This window comes from Dysgonomonas hofstadii (assembly GCF_014196915.1).
GTDB lineage: Bacteria > Bacteroidota > Bacteroidia > Bacteroidales > Dysgonomonadaceae > Dysgonomonas > Dysgonomonas hofstadii.
On the sequence record NZ_JACIEP010000024.1, the window covers coordinates 24019 to 50286 of the forward strand.

A 26268-nucleotide genomic window follows, 5' to 3' on the forward strand; every position below is an offset into this window, starting at 1 on the left:
CACATAATGAGCAACCCTCAAAGTGTGGAGGTGGTTTTTTATTTTAATAACCCATAAACGACCATAGACATGAATTATATGGCAAACATACCCGAATCGGGAACAAAAAAGCGCCTGGTAATTATAGGCGGAGGTTTCGCCGGGCTCGAACTCGCGAAAAAGATAGATAAAAAGAACTACCAGATTGTACTGGTTGATAAGAATAATTATTACCAATTCCAGCCCTTGTTCTATCAGGTGGCAACCGGAGGACTGGAGCCGAGCTCTATCTCCTACCCCCATCGTAAAGGATTTCAGAAATCGAGTGATTTCCACTTCCGCATGTGTGAGGCGCTTTCGGTCGATCCCGAAAACAAAATATTGCACACAAGTATAGGCAATATCAGCTACGACTATCTCACCATTGCCACAGGTTGCGACACCAACTATTTCGGTAACGACAAAATAAGAGAAGATACATTTGCATTGAAATCTTTATCAGAATCGCTTCTGGTGAGAAACAGGATACTACTCAGCCTCGAAGAAGCGCTGAACGCAAAGAATGAAGAGGAACTAAAGGAAATACTCTCTTTTGTAATCGTCGGCGGCGGAGCTACAGGAGTAGAACTGGCCGGAGCCCTGGCCGATATGAAAAAATCGATATTCCCTAAGGATTACCCGGAAACAGATTTTTCAAAGATGGAAATACATCTTGTAGATGCGTCTCCGCGCTTGCTGTTTGCCATGTCGGAGCAGGCTTCTGAGAAAGCGACTGAAACATTGAAAAAGAGAGGTGTTATTATTCATCAGGATATAGCAGTGGATTCTATAGAAAAACCTCTTGTAAAATTGAAAAACGGGAAAATACTCCGCTCCCGCAACATATTCTGGGTGGCAGGCGTGAAACCTAACAGTCTGAAAGGGCTGGCCGAAACCTCTTACAACAGAGGGCGGCTACTCGTAAACGAATTCAATCAGGTAGAGGGATATGACAATGTCTTTGCTGTCGGAGATACCGCCCTGCTTCTTTCCGACAAAAGTCCGAAAGGACATCCGCAAGTGGCACAGGTTGCCCTGCAAATGGCAAAAAGACTGGCAAAAAACCTCAATAACAGCATCAAGGGTGAAGAATGGGAGAAGTTTGCATATTCCGACAGAGGATCACTGGCAACAATCGGGCGAAACGCGGCAGTCGCTGACCTGGGAAAGTTCCGTTTCGGCGGATGGTTTGCCTGGTGGCTGTGGCTATGGGTACACATTTTATCGATAGTAGGAATGCGCAACAAGGTATCGGTATTTATAGACTGGGTATGGAGCTATCTTAATTATGATGTATCTTTGCGATTATTTATACGCCCTTCGTTCAATAAAATGTACAAAGAAGAACTATGACCGGAAAAACATTTTACAGAATAAAAGATAGCAAAGATCAATGGTATAAGTCTTTTCGCGAGATTTATACCGTTTCTTTTCCTCTTCATGAGCAAAGAAACAAATCTCAACAAGAGGAGGCCTTCAAAGACAAACAGTATTGCCTCATCATTGAAACCAACGAGGATAAACTTATATCTTTTATTGCCTATTGGAATTTCAAAAACTATGTTTACATTGAGCATCTGGCTGTAAATCCTGCACTCCGAGGACAAAATAAAGGGAGTAAATTACTGGAAGAATTTGCCGGATTTATATCAAAAACCATTATTCTGGAAATAGACCCACCGCTTGATGGAATCTCTGAGAAGAGACTAAAGTTCTATGAAAAGCTGGATTATGAAGCTAATCCATACATACATTTTCATCCTGCGTACAAAGAATCGCTTATACCTCATGAATTAGTCGTGCTAAGCCTGAACCGGAAACTGGAAAAGAGCGAATATTATGACTTCTATGACGACCTGTGCAATATTGTGATGAAAAATCCTAACTCCTGATTAAAAAGCGTATCTTTGCTACCTGATACAGTAGGCCGGTTTGCCGCTGGCTGCCTTCGGGCAGGAAGAGGAAAGTCCGGGCAACACAGAGCATCGCATTTCCTAACGGGAAGCTGTCCGTGAGGGCAAAGTAAGGCAGAAGAAAATAACCGCCCGAAAGGGTAAGGGTGAGAAGGTGAGGTAAGAGCTCACCGGTCTGTATAGCAATATGCGGAGCCGTGCCTCTTGCGAGTTGAAAGACCATGTATACCGGCGCACGTAGGACTGCTCGTCCGATGCCGGGGGGTAGGTCGATAGAGCCGGTTGGCGACAATCGGCGTAGATAAATGGCAAACACCCTGCACATCAGGGTACAGAACCCGGCTTACAGGCTTACTGTTTTTTATTATCCTTTCCTGCATATTCTTTCAATTACTTTATCTATGTAAATAAAGGAATTATAAGTTATGAGTTATGCCAATCAGTAGTCAAATTATTATGATTGTAATAAGAAATCGTTCGTTTTTTTACTGCGCACAATCGAAGATTGCTTACCATCCTTTTTTCCTAAGCAAAAAAAGGATGCAAAAATGCTTTGGTGGCTCACCCTCCGTGCATAGGTTCCTACGACGGGCACCTGTCCGGTGAAGACGGCGTGAAACCAAATACTGTCTGAGCCGCAGGCGAGTTTATTTGGTTTAGCCGGCAAGCCGATGACAGGTCGGCGGGGAACCAGGCACTAGCCTTTTGTTTCGTTTTGGGCAATGCCAAAATGAAAAACAAACCCGAAGGGCGCGTTAGTAAAAACGAACGATTAAAGCGAACTACTGATTCGCATGAGTTATAAGTTATGAATGGAGGGTATAAAATGTGTCAGATGTGTCAGGTTTTAACAAAACAAGTTTCTCGCAAAGACGCAGAGACGCAAAGAATGAAATTGTTAACTGTTCACTGTTCACTGTTGACTGAATGAAGTGTCAGGTTTTAGTTGAAAATGCTGCAAAAGTGTAACTTTTGTAACTTTTTTAAAATACAGAGTAAAAAGAGTAACTGGAGTTCTTTGTTGATTACCATCATTGGCACATTGGCATATTTACTAATCAGCACATTGAACGGAGCGTAGCGAAGTGTCAGGTTTGTCAGGTTTTTTAAACAATATATAAAATTGATACGTTTCCTATAGAAAGAAGAGATTATCTTTGTCCATAATTTATCAGGCCATGATCGATAAAATTAAGAACTTTATAACAAGAACCATACGGTTTCTTTCCTACGACATCTGGAGACTCAACAAAAGAGACAGGTCATCGAGGAAGATGAGCTTTTATAATATAGTCAAAGCCTTTATACTGACCATCCGCAATGTAGATGGATCGCAGCTATTCACCCGCGCTTCGGCACTAACGTACAGCACGTTGTTGTCAATAGTACCCCTGCTGGCCGTACTATTCGCCATAGCCAGAGGATTTGGATTCCAGAATATTGTAAAATCACAACTTTTCAGCTATTTTGCAGGGCAGGAGGAGGTGCTGAAGAAAGCAATGGCATTCATCGACAGTTCGATAGAATATGCAAAAGGCGGAGTATTCCTGGGTATAGGTGTCATCCTTTTACTTTATACCGTAATAAATCTGCTTTCAAACATAGAAGACAACTTCAACAAGATATGGCAGGTGAAAAAGGGACGTACCTATTTCCGTATGTTTACCGATTATCTCGCCCTGATCATCATTGCGCCCGTATTTCTCATCTGCAATGCCGGAGTTACAGTCTTACTGAATACGACAGCCGACCAGCAATATTTTCTGGGTTTAGTCATAAGCCCTTTTATGAAAATAATACCTTTCCTCATCACGACATTGTTGTTTACCATTCTCTATATCTATCTTCCCAATACGAAAGTAAAGTTTACAAGTGCCTTACTGGGCGGAGTCTTTACCGGAGTATGTTTCCAGATATTCCAGATGCTCTATATTAACGGACAGATATGGATATCGAAATATAATGCCATATATGGTAGTTTTGCAGCCTTACCATTATTATTACTATGGTTGCAGCTTACATGGTTTCTGGTTCTCTTCGGCGTACAATTATCATTCGCATATCAGAATGTAAACAAATTCAGTTTTGATCACGAAACAGCCAATATAAGCCGGCGTTACAGGGATTTCGTCATTTTATTAGTTATGACTCTTATCATAAGACGGTTCGAAAAAGGGGAAAACCCATATACTGCCGACGAATTGTCGGAGCAGTACAAGATACCGACAAGACTGACAGGCGACACACTGTTTTATCTGCAACAAATAGGCCTGATAGTGGAAACCCCTACTGATGACGATCTGATCCCGGCTTACATCCCGGCAATCGATATAAACCAGATAACAGTAGGCTATTTATTCCAGAAAATGAATACATATGGATCGGAAGACTTTGCCATCGATATAGAATCAGAATTTAAGAAGGAATGGGAAACGATACTGGAAACCAAAGACATTTCTACCTCAAACCCGAAACTATTAAAAGACATATAATTATGAGATTTCAAGATCTAACATTTCAAGATTTCAAGATTGGATGTATTAAAAAGATAAATATTTATAATTAAAATTTTGAAATCTTGAAACTTGGAATTTTGAAATTAAACTAATGAAAACAGGTATTCACAATCTTACGGAAGGAAAGATCTTCCCCACCCTGCTTCGCCTGGCATTACCGCTTATGGGAACCAGTTTCCTGCAAATGGCATATACCCTGATGGCCATGTCGTGGGTAGGAAGACTGGGGACAGTATCACACCCCGAGATAGCGACAAAATCGGAAGCGGCTATCGGGGCGATCGGCATGCTGCTCTGGCTGACTGCATCTGTCGCTTATCTGGCTATGATTGGTTCAGAGGTAGCCGTAGGTCAATCTATTGGAGCAAAGAAAATGAAACGGGCTGCTATTTACGCTTCTCATTCTACAACGGTATCTATTTTCTTAGCCATCTTATGGGTAGCCATTCTTTTTATATTTGCCTACCCTATCCTCTCATTCTTTAAGCTGGAAGCCGACATTACGGCCGATGCCGTATTATATCTGAGAATACTCACTATCAGCCTGCCTTTCCAGTTCCTGTCCTATAATTTTACAGGAATATATAATGGCGCGGGAAGGAGTATCGTACCATTCCGGAACAATGCGGCGGGACTGGTTTTAAATATGATACTCGATCCTATACTCATGTTTGTCATGGGGCTGGGCTTGCATGGAGCTGCCATAGGAACGGTGTGCGCCCAACTTTTTGTATTTCTTCTGTTCTTCTATCAGATAAAGTACGGAAGCCGCATATTGGGCAATTTCTCCTTCTTCATTAAGCCTAAACTTATCTATCTGAAACGAATATTTTTCCTGGGAACACCTGTTTCAATAATGAACTCATTATATGCCATCATTAATATGAACCTTGCCCGTGTAGCGTCTATCCACGGCGGACATCTGGGAATGATGGCACAAACAACAGGTGGACAGATAGAAGCCGTTACATGGAATACCTCCCAGGGATTCTCTACTGCATTAAGTGCTTTTGTGGCACAGAATTATGCTGCCAACAAAATCGAAAGAGGGAAAAAAGCATATATCTATACCATCAGGGTGATGCTCACATTAGGTGTCGCAGTCAGTATCTGCTTCATACTTTTCGGAGCACAGATATTTGGTATTATCGTACCCGAAGAGAACGCTATGAAAGCAGGTGCAGAATATCTCTTTGTGATGGGACTGGTGCAGATATTCATGATGTTTGAACTCACAACCCAGGGTATGTTTAATGGCATTGGCCGGACAATAGAACCGGCTGTTATCAGTATTACGTTTAACGCATTACGAATACCGCTGGCATATTATCTGGCTTCCCAGATGGGGATTACCGGAGTCTGGTGGGCTATCGCCATATCTACAGTCTGCAAAGGTATAATCCTGCCGACATGGTTTGCTGTGGTATATAAACGAATAAAGAAGAAGCGGCCTAAGATAGGATAAAAAGAGAGGGATATAATGACTTACATCCCTCTGCATACTTCTATTTGTTATTCATAATATACTGAGGATAATATTTGAGAAGACGCTCTTTTGCCATCATCTCATACATGGTACCCGAACGCCCATAGTTACAATATGGATAAATACTGATCCCTCCCCGTGGCGTAAATACTCCTATAACCTCAATATACCTGGGATCCATCAGGCTTACCAAATCTTTCATTATTATATTCACACAATCCTCGTGGAAAGCTCCGTGATTTCTAAAACTGAAAAGATATAGTTTCAGGCTTTTACTCTCTACCATCTTTACATCAGGGATATAGTTAATATGGATTGTCGCAAAATCGGGCTGTCCCGTAATCGGGCACAAGCTTGTAAATTCGGGGCAGTTGAATGTTACCCAATAATCGTTATCCTGATGCTTATTTTCGAAAGCTTCTAATACTTCCGGGGCATAATTATCCTTATATTCCGTTTTCGAACCTAAATGACTAAGACCTTCAATGCTACTCATAATCTCTCTTTTTTAAATAATTTTCCAATCCTTGTTTACGCAACTTACACGCAGGGCAATGTCCGCAGCCATCTGCGATTATACCATTGTAGCAGGTCAGGGTTTGATTGCGAACTATATCAAAAACGCCTAACTCATCCGCCAGTTCCCACACCGCAGTTTTGTCGCGCCACATAAGTGGAGTATGAATTTGAAAGTGTTCGTCCATCGCCAAATTGATAGAAGCATTAGCAGACAGAATGAATGTATCTCTGCAATCAGGATAGCCACTATAATCGGCCTCCGATACACCTGTTACAATATGGCGGATACCATGCGAACGAGCAATAACAGCAGCAAAGGTCAGGAACAATAGATTACGGCCGGGAACAAATGTATTCGGATACGAATCGGCTGGTTTCTCCTGATCCATTACTATATCGCTCGTTAACGAGTTCACTGATAATTGGCTGATAATAGATGCATCCAACAGTTGGAACGGAACACCCGCTTCCTCAGCAATTATCTTCGCCACTTCTACCTCTTTAGAATGGCGTTGTCCGTAAGTAAAGCATAGAGTGCGAACTGATGAAAAGTTTTTAAGTGCCCAATACAGGCACGTAGTAGAATCTTGTCCTCCGGAGAACAAGACTAGGGCTGATTCTTTATTATACATTATAATTCTTTGTTTTTTACGTGGTTAATCCTAAGCTACACGGAAAAGAATATCTTTTCAATTACAAAAATAGTGAAATAAAATGAGAATGAGCTATATCCCGAAAGTAAGATATGGCTCATTCTACATTTTTCTATATTGTTTGTGTCTATTCTCCCCGTTGGAACAGCTGCGAGGCTATCAATATACGCTGTATTGTTTCTCCATTCAGATTTTTGGTGCTTTTGGAAATATTCTGCTGAAACGGACCAGGTGTAGCTTTCTGTTGTCCGATCCTTTTATTGCCGTTATAGTAGATTGCCGAATCGATATCGATAACAATATAACCATCTTTTTCTCTAAAATTTTTCCATTCATCAAAGTTTATCCTCTTCCCATTCAAGTAGGACTCTACTCTGTACTTTTTCAGATCGATTGAGTTTAGGAAGTTATCTTTACCTCCTGCAGCTTTTAGCATATCACTTTGTCTTACAAACTTCATTGCGTATGCTGCAATCAATTTCTGTTGTATCGTTTCGCCACTTAGCTTTTTGTTTTTTTCGGAGACATTAAGAGTTCCTCCGACGGTATGGGCTATCTGCACTCCATTCCGGTAATAACGCGCCGAATCTGTTGTTACAAGGATATACCCATCTATTCTTTCAAAGTTTTTCCACTGGTTAAAATCTATTCTTTCCCCATTCCGGAAAGCTTCCACCCGATACTCTTTCAGATCGATTGTGTCGGAAGGATCGGCAAGTTTGTTTTGCAAATAAACATTTTTTTCTGTACTTTCAACCTCTGGAAGTCCGCCTATTCTACTTGTAAGTTCGGGACGGGCAAAAAGGGATACGGCAATTGCAAATGCAGGAATCAGAAGTAGATACTTCAGTCTCGCATACGGATTGTTGTTGTTTTTTAACATCATAGTGATTCTTTTTTCGAGTTTACTGTGATTAAAGCTGTTGGTCATAAAGGTGAGATATTGTGAACCAGCAGCTTTTTTAATTAATAAAAATTGATATGTTTTAGCATCGATGCCTGATTTTAGGACACTATCATCAGCTTCAAATTCATGAACATCCCGAAGTTCTCTCCGAAAAAGCCATGCAATAGGATTATACCACTGAAATAGCAGAAAAAATTCCGAAATTAACAAGTCCAGGGAATGCTTATTCCGGATGTGAGATAATTCGTGCGTCAGAATTATATCCTTATTTTCATCATAGTCTTTCCGGGAGATTATTATATATTTCATCCAGCTAAATGAGGGGACAATTTTATCTACCAGAATAAGGGTCGCTTTATCCATTTTTTTCTTTTCGCAGCCTTTTGTAATAGATAATATGTATAGGATAGAATAGATAATACGCAGCAACACAAAGAATACTCCTGTTAGGTAAACGACACCGATGACATTCATCCAGTTTATTGGAGTATCGCCTGCGGTTTCAATTACAGGTGTCTGATGTTGAGATACAGATATTACCTCTGTAGTTAACAATACCTCATATTTGGCAATAACATGTTGTGCTTCGAATGTATCAGCTTCTATTCTTATAAGAAAAATGAAGAGGCTACTGAGGTAAAACAAAAGAATACAGAGCCGGTTGATTCTGAAAAATACACTCTGGCTACATATCAGTTTATATATTATATAAAAGAATAGCAATAAAATAGAAATCTTGATATTGTATATTAATAGATCTACCATCACTTTTTATTTCTATGTGCACCCTCTACTTTCTCAACTAATTGTTTTAAGTCCTCCAAGGAGATTTTTTCCTCTTCAACAAGGGTAGAAACTACCCCCAAATAAGAGTTATTAAAATACTTGTTAATGACCTTTTTCAGAGTGTCTTTTTTAAAATTATCTTTACTCACTAAAGCATAGTATTTATAAGCTTTTCCAACAGGCTCGTGCCCGACAAATCCTTTGTCCTCGAGTATGCGTATTAGTGTGGATATCGTATTTACATGTGGTTTGGGATTTTTATATAAATCCTGTATATCTTTCACCTGCATTGGTCCTTGCGTCCAGAAAAAAGACATTATTTCTTCTTCTTTTTTAGTTAAATTTTTCATATTTAGTATTTTATTCACGACAAATATAACTAAAAAATTTAGTTATAACTAAATGTCATAGTTAATAAATGTAGATAAATTAATATCACCAAAAGATATTTTTGAAGTTTAATTTTTAAAAAAGGAATAATTATTATACTTTTGCATTCACCAAACGACTCCGTAGCTCAGTTGGTAGAGCAAATGACTCTTAATCATTGGGTCGAGGGTTCGAGCCCCTCCGGGGTCACAGAAAGCCAGAGTCAAATCTGGTATAAAAGAAAGAAAAGCCTTCTAAAAAATTTATTTGGAAGGCTTTTTTATTTGAGAAGAAATCAACCCCAAAAGAATGGCCTAACATTAAAGTAATTTTGATTCAGGGCTTCAAAATAAGTAGATAAACTAAAATCATTGATAGATAATAAACTTAATGGACAAACGTATTTAATATACAAAGTTCATGAGACTATTAATCACGGCTGAGTTTTCAGAACAAAAAATAATTATTAAACTAAAACTGATGAATGCAGTGGTAAATATTGTATATTATATATCAAAGATTAGCTAATGATGAACATCCTTTGATGATAAGAGTTATTAGGTTCGTTACTTGTATCTAAATTTTCATCTAATTATAATGCGGAGGAGGCAGAAAGAATTAAATAATACAATAAAGTTGAAATATCTTTATTTTTTCTTAATTTTATTAGTTTTTCAATTCAATATAAAAACTGACTATGGAAAAAGCAAACGAGAAAATAATGTTACTAAAAGCGTTATCCTTAGGGGATAGGAATGCTTTTAGGACTGTATTTCTTAATTATTTTCCAAAAGTTAAGGGGTTTATAGCGCATTTATTAAAAAATACGGTTATTGCAGAAGACCTTAGTCAGGAGATTTTTATAAATATATGGGAGTCCAAGGAGACATTGACAGCAATCCGCTCATTTGATGCTTATATATACCGAATGGCTAAGAATGCAGTTATCAATCAGATAAAACGGGATTTATACCATAATGAATATATAAAATATGAGACAGCCAAGTCTGAAGATTTCTCTTTAGAAGAAGAAATTTTTGCTAAAGAAATCCGTTTACTTATTGATCTTACGGTGACTAAAATGCCCGATCAAAGGAGGCGAATCTATAATATGAGCCGCGTTGAAGGCTTAAAGAATGATGAAATTGCAGAAAAACTACACATATCAAAAAAGACAGTAGAGAACCATTTAAATATGGCTCTCAAGGAGATACGCAAATCTATTTCTTTTATGCTGTTATTCTTCATTTAATATTTTTCGAGATCGATTAGGTGCAAAACTAATTTCGTTTGTCATGAGTATAAATGGACTATTCATGGCTATGATTAAACGTATTTTAAATCTCTTCATTAAATATGATTATCCTAAAGATATTCAACGCCAGTTTTGGCAATGGCTTGCCGAACCGTCCCATAGTGAGCAGAAAGATGAAGCATTAGGTTTAATATGGAATTCAATAAATTCAGAAGTCACCCAATCTACACTTAATTCGCTTCAGGAAGTTGAATGCAAACTTGGCTTAATGGATAATAAGATACAGCGAAAGCGTTCAATCTTTATCCGCTTTATGAAAATTGCCGCAGTCTTATTATTTCTTATATTATCCGGGCTATACACTTATATTCATATATCTGATACTGATGATTCTGTAAAATTCACGGAATGCTTTGTATCTGAAGGAGAACTGAAAAAAGTCTTGCTTCCTGATGGTTCTGAAGTTATAATCAATTCAGGAAGTATTATTATCTATCCGGAAGTACAAAAAGGAAAACAACGCTCTGTATACCTTAATGGTGAAGCTTACTTTAACGTAGTTCATAATCCCGATTTACCTTTTGTTGTAAAAACTGATGGGGTAGATGTAGAAGTATTAGGTACAAAGTTCAATATTTCTGCATATTCAAATGATCCTGATATAACAACGACACTAGAGGAAGGTAAAGTTAAACTGAACTTCAAAAATAAAGAATTGAGGAGTTTAGACCTGTCCCCAAATGATAAAACTATCTACAACAAGAATTCCGGTCAGTTAATCAACTCGAGAGTCTCAGGTAAATATATTGCAGCCTGGCGCGACGGCCTGTTATTGTTCACAGATGCAAATATCCATACAGTATTACGCGCATTCGAACGTAAATACGGAGTCTCTGTTTATCTGAATTCTGATAAATATGAGGATGCGAAATTAACAGTCAAATTCATACACGGCGAAACACTGAAGGAATCTTTGCATGTGCTTGCAAAAATTATTCCGGGGCTAAGGTATGAGTTGGAAAAAGATAAATTATTCATTTATTAACCTATTAAAATAGAAGCCTATGAAGTAGAAAAATGCCACAAAATCTATTCGAAAAAATACTGAGATAGATATTAAATTTCGAATTTGTTCAGAATAAACAAATTAATAACCTTAAAAAATAAAATCTATGCTAATATTAAACTCTTTTTCACGAACAAAGAGCGATGCCTTAATTAAATTGACATTAGTAATACTTTTACTTATGTGCATTCCGGCACAGGTATACTCACAGAACCAAAATATTACGATCACCAGCAAACAAGCGAAAATTTCTACCTTGTTTGAGGATATTGAGTCACAAACAGGTATGACAATAGCCTATAATTCGGCTATAATAGACATTAATAAAGTCGTCTCTGTAAATATCAGCAATAAGACTTTATCTGAGGCCCTTACCGAAATACTGAAAAACACAGGAACAACCTTTACTATACAGGGAAAACAAATTATTATCTCTAAGGCAGACGGTCAGGCTAAAAGGAGAATTAGCGGTACCATAACTGATATAACCGGAGAACCGATAATCGGAGCCACTGTAAAGATAAAAGGGACAAATACTGCCACTATTACAGATATGGATGGTAAATATACAATAGAAGCCAGTCCAAATTCTGTCTTGCAGGTTTCGTATGTTGGATTTACAACCGCAGATACGCCCATAGGAGATAAACAACAGGCTGATCTGATTCTTCAGGAAGATACTCAGGCTCTGGATGAAGTTGTTGTTGTTGGATATGGCGTACAAAGGAAACGCGATCTTACAGGTGCTGTATCGTCTATCAAGATGAGTGATTCCCCCGTGGGAACATTCTCATCTGCTAGTCACGCCCTAGCCGGGAAGGCGGCAGGCCTTAGAGTAACTCAAACAACGGCACAACCCGGAGCAGGAGCTTCATTCCGCATTCGTGGGGAAACTTCTATCAATGCCAGTAATCAGCCGTTGATTATTGTTGACGGTTTTCCAATTTCATCATCATCATCTCCAAGCAGTGGTAACCGTTACGATGCAGGAAGCCAGGATAATGTATTGGAAATGATGAACCCGAATGATATAGAAAGTATAGAAGTTCTCAAAGATGCTTCGGCAACAGCTATTTACGGTTCCCGTGCAGGTCATGGTGTAATCATCATTACCACAAAACGGGGTAAAGCAGGTACTCCAAATGTTACTTATTCAGGAAATGTTGCAGTACAATCTATGAGTTCAAAATACAAGATGCTTGATGCGCAAGGATATATGAATCTTAGTAATATGTATGAACTGGAGACCTGGAGACGTAGTACCGGAACAGGCATTTATGCCGATTATGTTACTCCAAGTTCAACAGCAGCTTATACTCCTAAATATACGGACGAAGAAATCGCAAATGCGAAAACGACAGACTGGATGGATGAGATTACACGTACCGGTTTTCAGACATCGCACAATATTTCTATTACAGGTGGAACTGAAAAATCAAAATATCTGGCTTCTTTAAATTATTTTGATCAGGAAGGTGTCCTCAAAAATAGCGATATGCAAAGGATAACAGCTAATCTGAATAGTGACTATGAAATATCGAAATATGTAAAAGCCGGATTATCATTCAACATTAGCCGAAATAAGTATGGCAATGTGCCATTAGGTACAGGAGGAAATGAATATTCGGGTATCATAGCTGCTGCAACATTCTTTGAACCAAACATTCCTGTATATGATGAAAATGGGAATTATTCTGAATCTAACGTTTACAAACAACGACCTAACCCGGTTTCTCTGTTGGAAATAGAGGATAAGACAACCAAAGACAGGGTACTGGGTACAGGATTTATTTCAGTAGAACCGATCAAAGGCCTCATCCTTAAGGCTAATCTTGGATTCGACCGTAAATCGGCAAAACGACAAAACTATCTGCCTACAACTACTTTATATGGTAAAACACAGAATGGTAGTGCTTACCAAAGCCAAACTGATGGAATGGACTACTTATTCAATCTAACAGCTAACTATATGAAAACAATAGGTAAGCATAGTTTTACAGCTTTAGCGGGTTACGAATGGCAAGAATTTAACAATGAGTGGTTTAGTGCGGGCAATACTGATTTTTCCCTTGACAGTTTCCTTTACAACAATTTGAATGCAGGTTCGGGCGAAAAGTCTGTTGCATCAAATTCCACTAAAAATTCTTTGGTTTCGGTTTTTGGACGTGTCAATTATTCATATGCAAATAAATATTTAATTACGGCTACATTACGTGCAGATGCATCTTCTAATTTTAATAAAGATAATCGTTGGGGTTATTTTCCGTCAGTGTCAGCAGGATGGCGCTTTATCGATGAAGATTTCATGAAAGATATTCAGCACATTTTATCAAATGGTAAATTACGTGGAGGATATGGCCAAACTGGTAATACAAGTGTAGGCAACCGCACGCAAAGCTATTATAAATCAGACAACAAGTATGTTTTCGGAAGTACAGGGACGAATGGAATGGTAATTACATCTTTAGGAAATTCGGGAATAACATGGGAAACTACGAGTGAATTTAATATAGGGTTAGACCTAGGTTTCCTAAACAGCCGTATCAATTTCACCGCAGAATATTACAACCGTGAGATTTCGGATCTACTAGTCACTAGCAAACGCTTGCCATCTTATAATGAATTGACCACTATAACTGCAAATAGTGGATCCACACAGAGTAAAGGTGTCGAATTTACCCTCAATACAGTAAATATCAAAAGCCAGGATTTAGTATGGACTTCGGATTTAACATTCTATAAGTATAAAGATACATGGAAAGAGCGTGATCCAAACTGGATACCTGCAGCTTATCAATCAGAAAAAGATCCTATCCGGGCTATATTTACATATAAATCAGACGGCCTATTACAACCCGGGGAAGAAGCTCCGGCATGGCAAAAAGGATTATTGCCCGGACAAATCAAGCTAAAAAAGATGAACGCTGATGGAGACCAGAGTGTGCTTGAAGATAGTGATAAGGTATACATTGGTACGACCGATCCGGATTTTTCTTTTGGATTCAATAATACAGTACGTTACAAGAATTTCGATTTCAACATGTATCTCTATGGCGAAATAGGACGTTGGCGCGACGCCAGTTACTACGATAGCTGGTTACCTTATCGCTATTTTGCACCAAGCGGCGGTCTTTATAATATGTCTCAAAAAGCTCTTGATAGCTGGACAATGGATAATCAGAATTCATCGACACCAAGTTTGTTGACTTCAAGTTATTCTGCAGGAGATTATTTTTATAAAAAAGTATCATACCTGCGTTGCCGTAATATTACTGTAGGCTATACCATACCGGGACTTAAAAATATAGCACGTAGCATAAGGGTAAATGTCAGTATAAACAATCCGTTCGTGATTAGTAACTGGAACGGTTTGGATCCGGAAACAGACTATAATCCGTCAGATTCAAATACTGAAAATGCATGGAGTTATTCTTATCCGAATGTACGTACATTCAGCTTCGGAGTGGATATTAGTTTTTAATTCAAAAAAGAATTTAGAAAAATGAAAAAGACAAATTTATATATAATAGCATTACTATGTATTACATTCATCTGGCAAAGTTGTAGCCTTAATTCAGAAGATTATAGTGAAGTAGACTCCTCCCGATACCCTGCCAACGGACAGGATGCTTTTGATTTGGTGACAGGAAATGCTTATGCCGCATTTCGTAATAATAGCTATGATGGAGCATTTAATGTAGCCACAGGATTCCATCTTTTGGGCGATATGGCTACCGATTTTGGTTTCTGCTCATGGGGTGAAGGAAATTGGGGACAGCTTGAGTTTGCTAATTTTCAGAATGTAGATGGAGAACGTAACCCAAGAAGAAACTGGGAACCTTATTTGCCTTGGATAAGTAAGATGGAATTGACAATAGACCGTATCAACAGTATTAATACAGATGCCGATATGGATGAAACCCTCAAGAAACGCTACATTGCAGAGTTGGAATGTGGACAGGGCTTTATGGCATTCCTTATGTGGGATTTTTATGGACCTCTCATTATTGCTGATCTGGAAACACTAAAAAATCCTCAGGACGAAATTATTCTTCCCCGTAAGTCTAATGAAGAAACCATTGCATATATAGAAACTAAGTTGAAAGCCGGTATCGGTATTTTAGACAAGACTTACGATTACAATAGCTCAAATTACGGACGTTTTACCGAAGGTTTGTGCCATATGCTATTGCTTAAGCTTTATATGCAAACACAACAATGGGATAAAGCCATAGAACAAGGCCGCGAGCTGATGGATGGTGGATATGGTTACTCTCTTGTAACTGATGCAGGTAATGCGTCTTCAGCTTATGCGAATATTTTCGCATCAGCTAACGAAGGTAACAAAGAAACGATCTGGGCTGTAAACTGCTTACGCGAATATCAAAGCCATTTATGGTACGCTCATGTAATTTCGTGGGGTGGTTATAAGATGGTCCGCCATTTCTATGAAACATTCGAAACAGGTGATCAACGTCTGACAGTTATTACAGACAATGGTTCGACAGATGGTGTTTTACCTGTAAAATATGATATGGTTGACCGTGTTGGTGATGAATGTTATACTGATTGGATAGTATATCGTTATGCTGATGCCATCACCTTATTGGCCGAAGCCCTTGTGCATAAACAAGGTGCAGTTGTACAAGAGTCGGTAGACCTACTTAATCAGGTTCGTACCCGTGCCGGACTTGAGGCTTATAAAATGTCAGACTTCAGTAGTGCAGATGATTTTATTGACAAGTTGTTATGGGAACGCGCTCATGAACTTTGGTACGAGGGTTGCCGCCGTCAAGATCTGATCCGCAATAATAAATATGTGGAAATCATGTCCGAAAAGTGTATCCGGATGGGAAAAACAGATTATATAACAAGTCTGGGTACCAATTCACATCTTTTCCCACTTCCATCTTCTGCTATAAATGAAGGTAATAAAGGTGGATTCAATTATCAGAATCCAGGCTACGGAGACTAGCTTTAATTTTATGACAGACTATCCAACCGCCCCTTTCTTCTGCTCTAAAGGATAATAAAAAGACCTTAAGTAGATATTATAAATAAACAGCTTCCCATATGAAATTAGGAAATCTAGTATATAATGAGGGGAGCTGTTTTTTGATTAGATTAATTAATTTTATTTATATAGATAAAAAGCTCGAAATGACGCATAAAATTATTTATTTAGTAATAACGACTATTGTCTTATTGGGATGTTCACCAACGAAAAGTACAGCTGACGATTTGGTTAACCGGATTTCTAATCATACTGCGAAAGGCATTCAGACAGAGATTATAAAATCAGAGAATGAAAAAGATTATTTCGAAATAGAAGGTAAAAACGGAAATATAATCGTCCGGGGGAATAATACAAGCAGCATTACAGCCGGCCTCAACTGGTATCTGAAATATGTGGCGGGAATACACATTTCATGGAATAATCTTACACAGGATTTTCCAGATCAGCTCCCCGTTCCCGAACGGATGATAAGAAAAGAAACAGATCAACATCTGCGTTATTATCTCAATTATTGTACTTATTCTTATTCTATGGCTTTTTGGGATTGGCCCCGATGGGAAAAGGAGCTTGACTGGATGGCTTTGCATGGAATTAATCTGGTACTGAGCATTACTGGCAATGAAGTCGTATGGTACAACCTGCTGAAAAGAAACGGATATACAACAGAAGAAATAAATGAATTTATTGCAGGCCCGGCATTTTTGGCGTGGTGGCAGATGAATAACCTCGAAAGATGGGGAGGCCCTAATCCCCATGAATGGTATAGGAATCAAGAGATATTACAGAAAAAGATTATTGCACGGATGCACGAGTTAGGAATAGAACCAGTCATGCCCGGATTTGCGGGCATGGTACCTCGTAACATCGGCGAAAAGCTTGGTTATAATATTTCTGATCCCGGTACGTGGTGTACTTTTAACCGTCCTGCCTTCATAAAACCAGATGATCCGCATTTCAACAAATTTGCCGATATGTATTACGAAGAACTGGAAAAGTTGTATGGAAAAGTAAAATACTATGCAATAGATCCGTTTCATGAAGGGGGAAGTGTAGAAGGTATAGATCTTGATGCGGCAGGACAAACTATTATGGCTGCAATGAAACATGCAAACCCCGATGCCATATGGGTAGCGCAGGCGTGGCAGGCAAATCCTCGTCCGGCGATGATAGAAAACCTCAAACAACATGATTTGCTTGTATTAGACCTGTATAGTGAGAAAATGCCCCAGTGGGGTGATCTTAATTCTGCTTGGTACCGTCCGGATGGTTATGGTAAGCACAACTGGCTATACTGTATGCTGCTAAACTTTGGCGGGCGTGTAGGACTTCATGGACGAATGGATCATGTAATAAATGGATTCTACCAGGCTCGTGGACACCAGAACGGAAAGACATTATCGGGAGTTGGAACCACTCCGGAGGCGATAGAAAATAATCCAGTTATGTTTGAACTGTTATATGAACTGCCCTGGCGGAGTGAAAAATTCACAAAAGAAGAATGGCTATCCTCATACACAAAAGCACGGTATGGAGAATCGAATGCGGAAGTAGATGAAGCATGGAGCCTGTTAGCTCAGTATCCTTACAATTGTCCGAGAGAATATCCGGGAGAAGGTACGGTAGAGTCTTTATTTTGTGCCCGTCCGAGTATCAATCCTAAACGGTCATCAACATGGGGTTCTGCGTTGCTTTTCTATGAAGCGGATATTACAAGGCAGGCTGCCGAAAAGCTTCTGTCTGTCGCAGACCTGTTTGATGATAATGTGAATTTCAAATACGATCTGGTAGATGTCTTGCGTCAGAGCCTTTCTGATAAGGGGAATGAACTTTCGTGCAGAATTGGAAAGGCGTATGAAAATAAGGATATTGAAAACTTCAAAGTTTTGACAGATCGTTTTCTGTATATTATCCAATGTCAGGACAAATTACTGGCAACCCAATCGAACTTCAAGATTGGCAACTGGTTGGAACAGGCAAAATCACTATCTCAGGCAAAGGAGAACCGAGACCTGTATGAATGGAATGCCCGTACATTAATAACTGTATGGGGTAACAAATCGGCTGCCGAAAAAGGAGGACTGCATGATTATTCCGGTCGTGAATGGAACGGGCTTTTATCTGATTTGTACTACTATCGCTGGAAATTGTTTTTTGATAATACGACAAAAGAAATGTTGGGAGAAAATGTATCTCCGATAGATTTTTATGCAATAGAAGAAGCGTGGACACATCAACAGAAAGAATACAATAACAAACCAGAAGGTAATGTATTGCAGGTAGCTGCAGATGTTTACAAAGAAGTATTTGGAAACTGAATGAAATAAAAACTACCTGAAAATGAATAGAAGCCGAAAGAGAAAGTTGAAGATATGATATAGCAGTGAACATTCTTCAAGGGGGAAAAAATGTCTTACCTTTGTCCTGCCTTTAATATTAACTCTATAAGAAATCAGAATGAAGGAAAAAGTAATATCAAGAATTAAAACGCTTGGAATTCCTGAACTTGTGAATATTGAACATCTGGAAGAATTGAATGGAGACTATATCAATTTGGAGAGTCTTTTACCCAATGGAAAACGAGGTAAGATTTTAGATGATAATAAAAAATATCTGGCAACGCAGGTTGAAATTCCGCACAGTGACAGATGCTATGGAATAGCGGCCGATGAAAATATGATTGCCATATTTCAGTATGGTTGCGAAGGGAAAGAAAGCGAATTAGTTGCATGGATAAAATTGAACCAGGATCTGGATTAACGATGTCATCTACACACAAAAATTTAAGTTACAATCAGGGTATTCTTTATGCTCTGGCATGTTACGTTGCCTGGGGGCTCTTTCCGGTTTTCTGGAAAGCTATTACCGGGGTACCTGCCGTAAATATACTGGCTCACCGTATTGTTTGGTCTTTTGCTTTTCTCCTTATTTGGGTATTGCTTACCAACCGGGAAACTTTTGCCAGTTATATAAAACAACCTAAACTTTTGATCAGGCTTGGTTTGGCAGGATTTGTCATCAGTGCCAACTGGGGTATATACATCTATGCAGTAGGGAGTAATCATATTGTTGAAGCCGGTTTGGGTTACTATATAAATCCGTTGGTCAACGTATTATTTGGTTATATTTTTTTAAAAGAACGTCTGGCTACCATGCAGAAAATAGCTGTTCTGCTGGCTCTGACCGGTGTTGTGTATTTTACAATCAGTTACGGCAAATTTCCCTGGATATCACTACTTCTTGCTACTTCTTTCGGTTTGTACGGACTCTTGAAAAAGAAAGCTAATCTTGAATCTATGCCTGCGCTTACAGTAGAAACGATGATGGTTTTTCCGTTTGCTTTAGCATTCTTGTTTTATACAGCAGAAAGTAGTGTAGCAACACCCTTTTTCCCTTCATCTGCGATAATCAGCTTATTATTGGTTATTAGTGGCCTTATCACAGCTATCCCACTCTTTTGGTTCGGGAAGTCTGCACAGGTTATCCCTTTATCTACAATGGGGTTTATCCAGTATCTAAGTCCGACTCTTCAGCTACTTCTTGGCGTATTTGTATATGGTGAAACTTTTGGTATAGAGTACCTTGTTTGCTTTACTTTTGTATGGTCTGGATTAGCATTTTATACAATCAGTATTCTTAAAGGTAAAAAAGTGACATTCGCTAAATAAAATGCCTATACTCTATTATTATTTATTTATGCCAATCAGTAGTTAAATTTAATCGTTCTATTCATCTAACGCGCCCTTCGGGTTTGTTTTTCATTTTGGCATTGCCCAAAACGAAACAAAAGGCTAGTGCTTTGTTCCCCGCCGACCTGTCAACGGCTTGCCGGCTAAACCAAATAAACTCGCCTGCGGCTCAGACAGTATTTGGTTTCACGCCGTCTTCACCGGACAGGTGTCCGTCGTAGGAACCTATGCACGGAAGGCTGACGCACGACAGGGAATTACCCTACCTTGGGGTGGCTTCGCCCGGTGGCATTAAGCCGTAGTGCGGGGCACCCGTCAGGCGAGAGGGGCGTGAAATGGAAAGCGTCCGCAGGACAATCTTTCCATTTAGTCCCTGAGCCTGTAACGGGTCGCACGGAGGATGAGCCACCAAAGACTTTTTGCATTCTTTTGGGGCTTTGGCCAAAAGAATGACAAGCAATCTTCGATTGTGCGTAGTAAAAAACAATAGAACGATTAAAGCGAACTACTGATTCGCATTATTTGATAACGAATATGGCCTATCTTTTATATCAATTCCTCTTTCCTGATTAGGGCTATCCGACATCCGATAATTAATATCAGCACCATTCATTAACATTTCATGTGTAAGGAAACTCTTTGAATATGGTTTGCCGTTTACAGCCATAGAATTTATATACCGGTTCTCTTTACGGTTGTTATCCGCTTTTATCCTTACTTGTTTGCCATTTTCCAGAGTTATGGCAATTTCTTCAAATAAAGGAGAGCCAAGCGCATACAGGTCTGTCCCCGGACAAACAGGATAGAAACCAAGAGCTGAAAACACATACCAGGCCGACGTCTGGCCATTATCTTCATCACCGCAATAACCATCGGGTGCAGGAGTATACAATCTGTCCATAATCTCCCGTGCCCAATATTGCGTCTTCCACGGTTGTCCGGCCCAGTCGTAAAGGTATATCATATGCTGTATGGGCTGATTGCCATGCGCATAGTTACCCATGTTCATTATTATCATTTCAGTTATTTCATGTATCTGAAGGCCGTAATAACTGTCGTCGAATACAGGAGGAACAACAAATACCGAATCCAGCATCTGTGCGAATTCCTTATCTCCTCCCATAAGATTTATCAGGCCTTGTATATCATGAAATACGCTCCATGTATAATGCCAGCTATTGCCTTCGGTAAAAGCATCACCCCACTTATACGGACTGAACGGTTCCTGAAAACTACCGTCTTTGTTGCGCCCACGCATCAGGCTTGTGGAAGGATCGAATACATTCCGGTAATTAAGTGCCCGCGAAGCCCACTTATCCAGTTCTTCCTGCGGGCGTCCCAACTTTTTCGCTATCTGAAGAATACACCAGTCATTGTAGGCATACTCCAGAGTACGGGCTACATTCTCATTGATATCTACATCGTATGGTATATAGCCCAGGGTATTGTAATATTCATGACCAAGCCTGCCTGTCGAGTTCACTCCCGGATAGGTATTTTCGGTTCCGTACACCAGTGCATCGTACAATACCTGAAGGTCTTGCCCTGTTATGCCTTTGATCATAGCATCGGCTACCACAGAGGCCGAATTATTTCCGATCATACAGTCCCTGTGTCCCGGACTAGCCCATTCGGGAAGGAAGCCACTCTCGAGGGCTACATTTACCAAACCTTGCTGTATCTCCCGGTTAATAGATGGATAAACAAGATTAAGCAAAGGGAAAAGGCTACGGAATGTATCCCAGAATCCTGTGTCAGTATACATATATCCCGGAAGTATTTTCCCATTATAAGGGCTGTAATGCACAATATCTCCATTTTCGGTTATCTCATAAAACTTACGGGGAAACAAAAGACTACGGTAAAGGCAGGAATAGAACGTACGGTATTGCTCATCGGTCCCTCCTCCTACCTGAATACGCCCCAGCACATCGTCCCAGCTTTGTTGGGCTGTGTCCTTTATTTCATCAAACCCATGACCGCCGACTTCTTTAAGATTAGTGAAAGCCTGCTCCATGCTTATGAATGAAGAAGCGATACGGGCATGTACCTGCTGTCCACGCTTTGTATCAAAACCGATTATAGCGCCGGCATGGTCTCCTTTATACTCGTCCTTTTCCGGGATGACCTTTCCTCCGTCTTTCCAGACATCAGCACTGACAAAAGGTGTATCGAATTCAACAACAAACCAGTTACAGAAATTGTCGGGAACCCCACCACTGTTTCGGGTGGTATACCCTACAACCATATTCTTTTCGGGAATAATCTTTGTATAAGAGCCTTTATCGAAAGCATCAATCACCACGGCACTTTCATCGCTTTCGGGAAAAGTAAACCTCATAATGACCGCACGCTCGGTAGGTGCCACCTCTGCCATAATATCATGGCTACCTAGATATACGCTGTAATAGTAAGGTTTAGCTATCTCAGATTTATGAGAAAATTTACTTTTGCGGCTTTCCTGATCTATTTTATGCCGTCCGTTAACAGGCATTATCGCAAACTGTCCGTAATCGTTTATCCATGGACTGGGCTGGTGCGTTTGCTTTATTCCCCGTATTTCATCATCAGCATAATTATATGTCCATCCATCACCCATTTTGCCAGTCTGAGGTGTCCAGAAATTCATTCCCCAAGGCATGGCTGTGGCCGGATAAGTATTTCCTGTAGATAATGAAAATGTAGAAAGCGTACCTACCAGTGTGCTCACATAATCTGATGGACGAACCTTATCCTGCCGGATATCCGAAGAGCCTGTATTACAGGATATATTTATAAATACCAGATAGACAAACAGTAATGAATACAAAAATACTTTTCTCATAATATAACATTTTATGGTATAGAGTTTAGAACGTCGAGTTTACCATCGTTAATAAGCTTTATTATCAACTCCCCGAAAAGCGTATTCTGCCAGGCAAACCATTCTCGTGTAAAATCATCAGGATTATCCTTGTTGAAAGACTCGTGTATAAAACCTTTTCCGGCATCAGTTTCCAGTATCATTTTTATACAATTCCTGATCTCTGTGTCATCCTGTGATGTGAAAGCTTTCATCATAATGCTCATAGGCCATATCATATCGTATCTGCCGATGTGTGGGCTACCGATCCCCTCCCCTGCCTTTCCTTTAAAGAAATAAGGATTTTCACTGCTCCATACAAAACGGCGTGTATTCTGATAGACCGGATCGTTAACATCCACATCGCCCAGATAAGGCATTGCCAGCAGGCTGGGTACATTCGGATCATCCATCAGGTAATAATTGCCGAAACCATCTACTTCATAAGCATATATAGTTCCGTATACAGGATGCTCGTAAGTCGCATGTTTTTTAAGGGCAGCCTCCACCTCGTCAGCTAATGCTGAACATTGTGTAGCAAGACCGTTGTTATTATTCACCAATGTAAGTATCTCGGCAGCTTTACGTAACGATGTTACCGCCATAAAATTAGATGGGATAAGAAACTCATAAGATGTTGCATCGTCTGACGGCCTGAACGATGATGCAATCAGACCTACAGGTTTGACAGGATTACCCCAGCCGCGATTATTTTTAGTATCGAGTTGACGGTCAGTTATCCGCAGGAAAAAATATTCTCCGGGATTTTCTTTACGCTGCTGTTCTCTCATTGTCTTTAACACATTCTGAACAGCCTTTACCCAATTATCACCGAAGACGCTCACATCTCCTGTAACTTTCCAGTATTCATAGGCCAGGCGTATAGGATAACAATGTGAGTCTATTTCCCATTTACGTTCATAAACAAGGGGATTTGCCGGCTCGTTCGTTACATCGCTTGCCCAGCGGCTGTTTTCCACAGCTCCGTCATTGAAAGCATTGGCATAAGGGTCTATCATCAGACAGATAAACTGGCGATTTATCACTCCGGCAAGCATTTGTTTCAGTTCCGTGTCTTGATTGGCAAACTTTACATAAGGCCATACCTGAGCTCCCGAGTCGCGTAGCCACATAGCATGAATATCTCCTGTGTAAACGAAAGTGTCAGGTTTTCCATCCGTAACACGGTAATGGACTGTCGTTTCGAGCGTATTTGGAAAACAATTCTCAAACATCCATTTCAATTTAGGATTGGTCAATAACCCTGTTACCCGGTTTATCTCGGCTTCGACAGCTTGCGATGTAAAAAGTCTTTCAGCAGCAGGTTTGCGTTGTGACACGTAACTTGCTGACGTTTGCCCACTCACAGATAGAGATCCCAGTGTGGCAAACAATAAGAAAGATGTAATATATGATCTGAATTCCATATGATAATCTTGTTTTTAAATTGTTAAAACTTGACAAACCTGACACTTCGCGACGCTCCGTTCAATGTGCTGATTAGTAAATATGCCAATGTGCCAATGATGGTAATCAACAAAGAACTCCAGTTACTCTTTTTACTCTGTATTTCAAAAAAGTTACAAAAGTTACACTTTTATATCTTTTTCAACCAAAACCTGACACTTCTTTTAGCTGTTGGCTATTAGCTAATAGCTATTGGCTTTTTAGTTAAAACCTGACACGCCTGACAGATTGTTCAGTTAACAGTTAAAAAAATACTTATAATTTCTCATCCCATCAGATTACAACCAACGGTCAACGGAGAGAAACGTAGTAAAATACAAAAAACGAAAAACGAAAAACTTGTTTACTTGTATCCCGTTTACTTGTCAACTTTATCCATTTCAAAGATCACTTCTTCATTAGCACATTGACATATTATCACATTTGCTCATTGTTTATCCTATAGATAAAGTTTTTAAAGAAAAATGCAACCTCTGTTATCCCTAACTATTACTCGAACCATACGGTATGTTTCGCCCCCATTTCAAATTCGAGTATTCCTCCCGCCGATAGATCCGCGAAACTGATATATGCCTTATTGTATGGCTTATTGTTAAGCCTTATGCCCTGGATATATTTGTTTTCCTTCGAATTATTGACAGCCTTTATGGTCAGCGATTTCCCATTCCCTACATTCACAACGGCTTCGTCAATTATCGGAGACCCGAAGAAGTAACGGCCTCCGGCCGGCTCCACCTGGTACATGCCAAGCGCCGAGAGGATATACCAGGCCGACATCTGTCCCACATCCTCATTCCCGGACAGCCCGTCAGGCTGGTCATGGTACAATTCCGAGAGTACCTGCCTGACCAAATCAGCCGTTTTCCAGGGCTGCCCGGTCATGGTGTAGAGATAAAGCACGTGATGGCTAGGCTCGTTACCATGGGCATACTGGCCTATCAACCCGCTTATATCAGGCGAGGCTTCTTCCCCCAGGTTGCCTTCAACCGTAAACAGCGAATCGAGTTTATGATGGAAACTTTCCCGTGAACCGAAAAGTCCCATCAGGCCTTCTATGTCGTGGGGCACCAGCCAGGTGTATTGCCAGGCATTGCCTTCCGTGTAATCGTCTTCACGGTGTGTAGACCGGACAGGATCGAAAGGTGCGCGCCATTTCCCGTCGGAAGAAAGCCCTCTCAGGAAATGTGTCTGCGCATCAAAATAATACTTATAAGCCCTGCTCCTGTCGTTGAAATACTGGTAATCCATCTTCTTGTCGTTTTGCAGGGCGACCTGTGCCAAAGCCCAGTCTGCCAAGGCGTATTCGAGGCATGTGGCCACCGATTCGTTATACTTGTCAAAAGGGATATAGCCATATTTCTTATACAGGTCGAGCCCGCGTTCATCAAGCATAGCCGATGTTTTCATCGCTTCGTAAGCCAGCTCATGGTCAAATCCGTTGAATCCCTTCAGTATGGCGTCTGCCACAACCGGAATGCCGGGATTACCCACCATACAGTCTGTTTCACATCCCATCAGATGCCAGACAGGCAATTTGCCTTGCTGCTTGTAAATGTGCAGCATGGTATTTATCATATCGTTCACCTTTTCGGGATGGATCAGTGTCATCAGCGGATGTGCCGCCCGGTAAGTATCCCACAGGGAAAATGTCGTGTAATTGGTAAAGCCGTCATTTGTGTGATACTTCCCGTCCGCTCCCCTGTAATCACCATTCACGTCACTGAATACAGAAGGGGCGATCATCGTATGGTACAGCCCGGTGTAGAAT

Annotated in this window: 19 protein-coding genes, 1 tRNA gene and 1 other RNA gene; 13 read left to right on the forward strand and 8 right to left on the reverse strand. The window is 40.1% G+C overall.

The annotated features are described in order from the left end of the window. The first annotated feature begins 69 nt into the window (after positions 1–69). The 5 genes from GGR21_RS19790 (at position 70) to GGR21_RS19810 (ending at position 5912) form a co-directional block, all read left to right on the forward strand. The gene (locus GGR21_RS19790; protein WP_183308979.1) at positions 70–1371 is read left to right on the forward strand and encodes an NAD(P)/FAD-dependent oxidoreductase; all 1302 of its coding nucleotides are present in this window, start codon (positions 70–72) and stop codon (positions 1369–1371) included. After that, positions 1368–1910, forward strand: a complete 543-nt coding sequence (locus GGR21_RS19795; protein ID WP_183308980.1) for a GNAT family N-acetyltransferase — start codon at positions 1368–1370, stop codon at positions 1908–1910. The genes GGR21_RS19790 and GGR21_RS19795 overlap by 4 nt, the downstream gene beginning before the upstream one ends. 27 nt (positions 1911–1937) lie before the next feature. After that, positions 1938–2293: RNase P RNA component class A (gene rnpB / locus GGR21_RS19800), an RNA gene on the forward strand. 816 nt (positions 2294–3109) lie between these two features. Then, positions 3110–4423 carry a YihY/virulence factor BrkB family protein gene (locus GGR21_RS19805; RefSeq protein ID WP_183308981.1) on the forward strand — a complete coding sequence of 438 codons (1314 nt, stop codon included), beginning with the start codon at positions 3110–3112 and terminating at the stop codon, positions 4421–4423. Between the two features lie 115 nt (positions 4424–4538). Continuing rightward, positions 4539–5912, forward strand: coding sequence for an MATE family efflux transporter (locus GGR21_RS19810; RefSeq protein ID WP_183308982.1), 1374 nt, complete (start codon positions 4539–4541; stop codon positions 5910–5912). Positions 5913–5952: 40 nt separating this feature from the next. Here the strand turns inward: GGR21_RS19810 and queF are convergent, their stop codons facing one another. The 4 genes from queF to GGR21_RS19830 form a co-directional block, all read right to left on the reverse strand. After that, positions 5953–6429 carry a preQ(1) synthase gene (gene queF / locus GGR21_RS19815; protein WP_183308983.1) on the reverse strand — a complete coding sequence of 159 codons (477 nt, stop codon included), beginning with the start codon at positions 6427–6429 and terminating at the stop codon, positions 5953–5955. Continuing rightward, positions 6422–7084, reverse strand: coding sequence for a 7-cyano-7-deazaguanine synthase QueC (gene queC / locus GGR21_RS19820; protein WP_183308984.1), 663 nt, complete (start codon positions 7082–7084; stop codon positions 6422–6424). Before queC ends, queF begins: the two co-directional genes overlap by 8 nt. 148 nt (positions 7085–7232) lie before the next feature. Then, complete coding sequence (locus GGR21_RS19825; protein WP_183308985.1) at positions 7233–8777, reverse strand: M56 family metallopeptidase; 1545 nt, start codon at positions 8775–8777, stop codon at positions 7233–7235. Beyond that, positions 8777–9148, reverse strand: coding sequence for a BlaI/MecI/CopY family transcriptional regulator (locus tag GGR21_RS19830; RefSeq protein WP_183308986.1), 372 nt, complete (start codon positions 9146–9148; stop codon positions 8777–8779). Before GGR21_RS19830 ends, GGR21_RS19825 begins: the two co-directional genes overlap by 1 nt. Positions 9149–9304: 156 nt before the next feature. Between GGR21_RS19830 and GGR21_RS19835 the strand changes: the two genes are divergently transcribed. From GGR21_RS19835 to rarD, 8 genes are all read left to right on the forward strand, one after another. Continuing rightward, positions 9305–9377 (forward strand) — tRNA-Lys (locus GGR21_RS19835). Between the two features lie 487 nt (positions 9378–9864). Next, a complete protein-coding gene (locus GGR21_RS19840) occupies positions 9865–10419 on the forward strand; it encodes an RNA polymerase sigma-70 factor (RefSeq protein ID WP_183308987.1) in 555 nt (184 codons plus the stop codon). A gap of 43 nt (positions 10420–10462) precedes the next feature. Further along, the gene (locus GGR21_RS19845) at positions 10463–11467 is read left to right on the forward strand and encodes a FecR family protein (RefSeq protein WP_221233049.1); all 1005 of its coding nucleotides are present in this window, start codon (positions 10463–10465) and stop codon (positions 11465–11467) included. Between the two features lie 127 nt (positions 11468–11594). After that, positions 11595–14969 carry a TonB-dependent receptor gene (locus GGR21_RS19850; RefSeq protein WP_183308989.1) on the forward strand — a complete coding sequence of 1125 codons (3375 nt, stop codon included), beginning with the start codon at positions 11595–11597 and terminating at the stop codon, positions 14967–14969. 21 nt (positions 14970–14990) lie between these two features. Then, positions 14991–16463, forward strand: coding sequence for a RagB/SusD family nutrient uptake outer membrane protein (locus tag GGR21_RS19855; protein ID WP_183308990.1), 1473 nt, complete (start codon positions 14991–14993; stop codon positions 16461–16463). Between the two features lie 185 nt (positions 16464–16648). Next, the gene (locus GGR21_RS19860) at positions 16649–18820 is read left to right on the forward strand and encodes an alpha-N-acetylglucosaminidase (RefSeq protein ID WP_183308991.1); all 2172 of its coding nucleotides are present in this window, start codon (positions 16649–16651) and stop codon (positions 18818–18820) included. A 139-nt stretch (positions 18821–18959) separates the two neighbouring features. Beyond that, positions 18960–19262 carry a hypothetical protein gene (locus GGR21_RS19865; protein WP_183308992.1) on the forward strand — a complete coding sequence of 101 codons (303 nt, stop codon included), beginning with the start codon at positions 18960–18962 and terminating at the stop codon, positions 19260–19262. Further along, entirely contained in the window at positions 19232–20170 is a 939-nt protein-coding gene (gene rarD, locus GGR21_RS19870) for an EamA family transporter RarD (RefSeq protein WP_221233050.1), read from the forward strand. The genes GGR21_RS19865 and rarD overlap by 31 nt, the downstream gene beginning before the upstream one ends. A gap of 283 nt (positions 20171–20453) precedes the next feature. Here the strand turns inward: rarD and GGR21_RS19875 are convergent, their stop codons facing one another. The 4 genes from GGR21_RS19875 to GGR21_RS19890 form a co-directional block, all read right to left on the reverse strand. Beyond that, positions 20454–20636: a hypothetical protein gene (locus GGR21_RS19875; RefSeq protein WP_221233051.1), complete on the reverse strand. Its 183-nt coding sequence runs from the start codon at positions 20634–20636 to the stop codon at positions 20454–20456. Between the two features lie 60 nt (positions 20637–20696). Further along, positions 20697–23015, reverse strand: a complete 2319-nt coding sequence (locus GGR21_RS19880) for a GH92 family glycosyl hydrolase (protein ID WP_183308995.1) — start codon at positions 23013–23015, stop codon at positions 20697–20699. Positions 23016–23026: 11 nt separating this feature from the next. Next, on the reverse strand, positions 23027–24460 hold the full coding sequence (locus tag GGR21_RS19885; protein WP_183308996.1) for a glycoside hydrolase family 125 protein: 1434 nt from the start codon (positions 24458–24460) through the stop codon (positions 23027–23029). A 529-nt stretch (positions 24461–24989) separates the two neighbouring features. Next, positions 24990–26268: GH92 family glycosyl hydrolase (locus tag GGR21_RS19890; protein WP_183308997.1), on the reverse strand; the 1279-nt coding region annotated here is incomplete at its 5' end.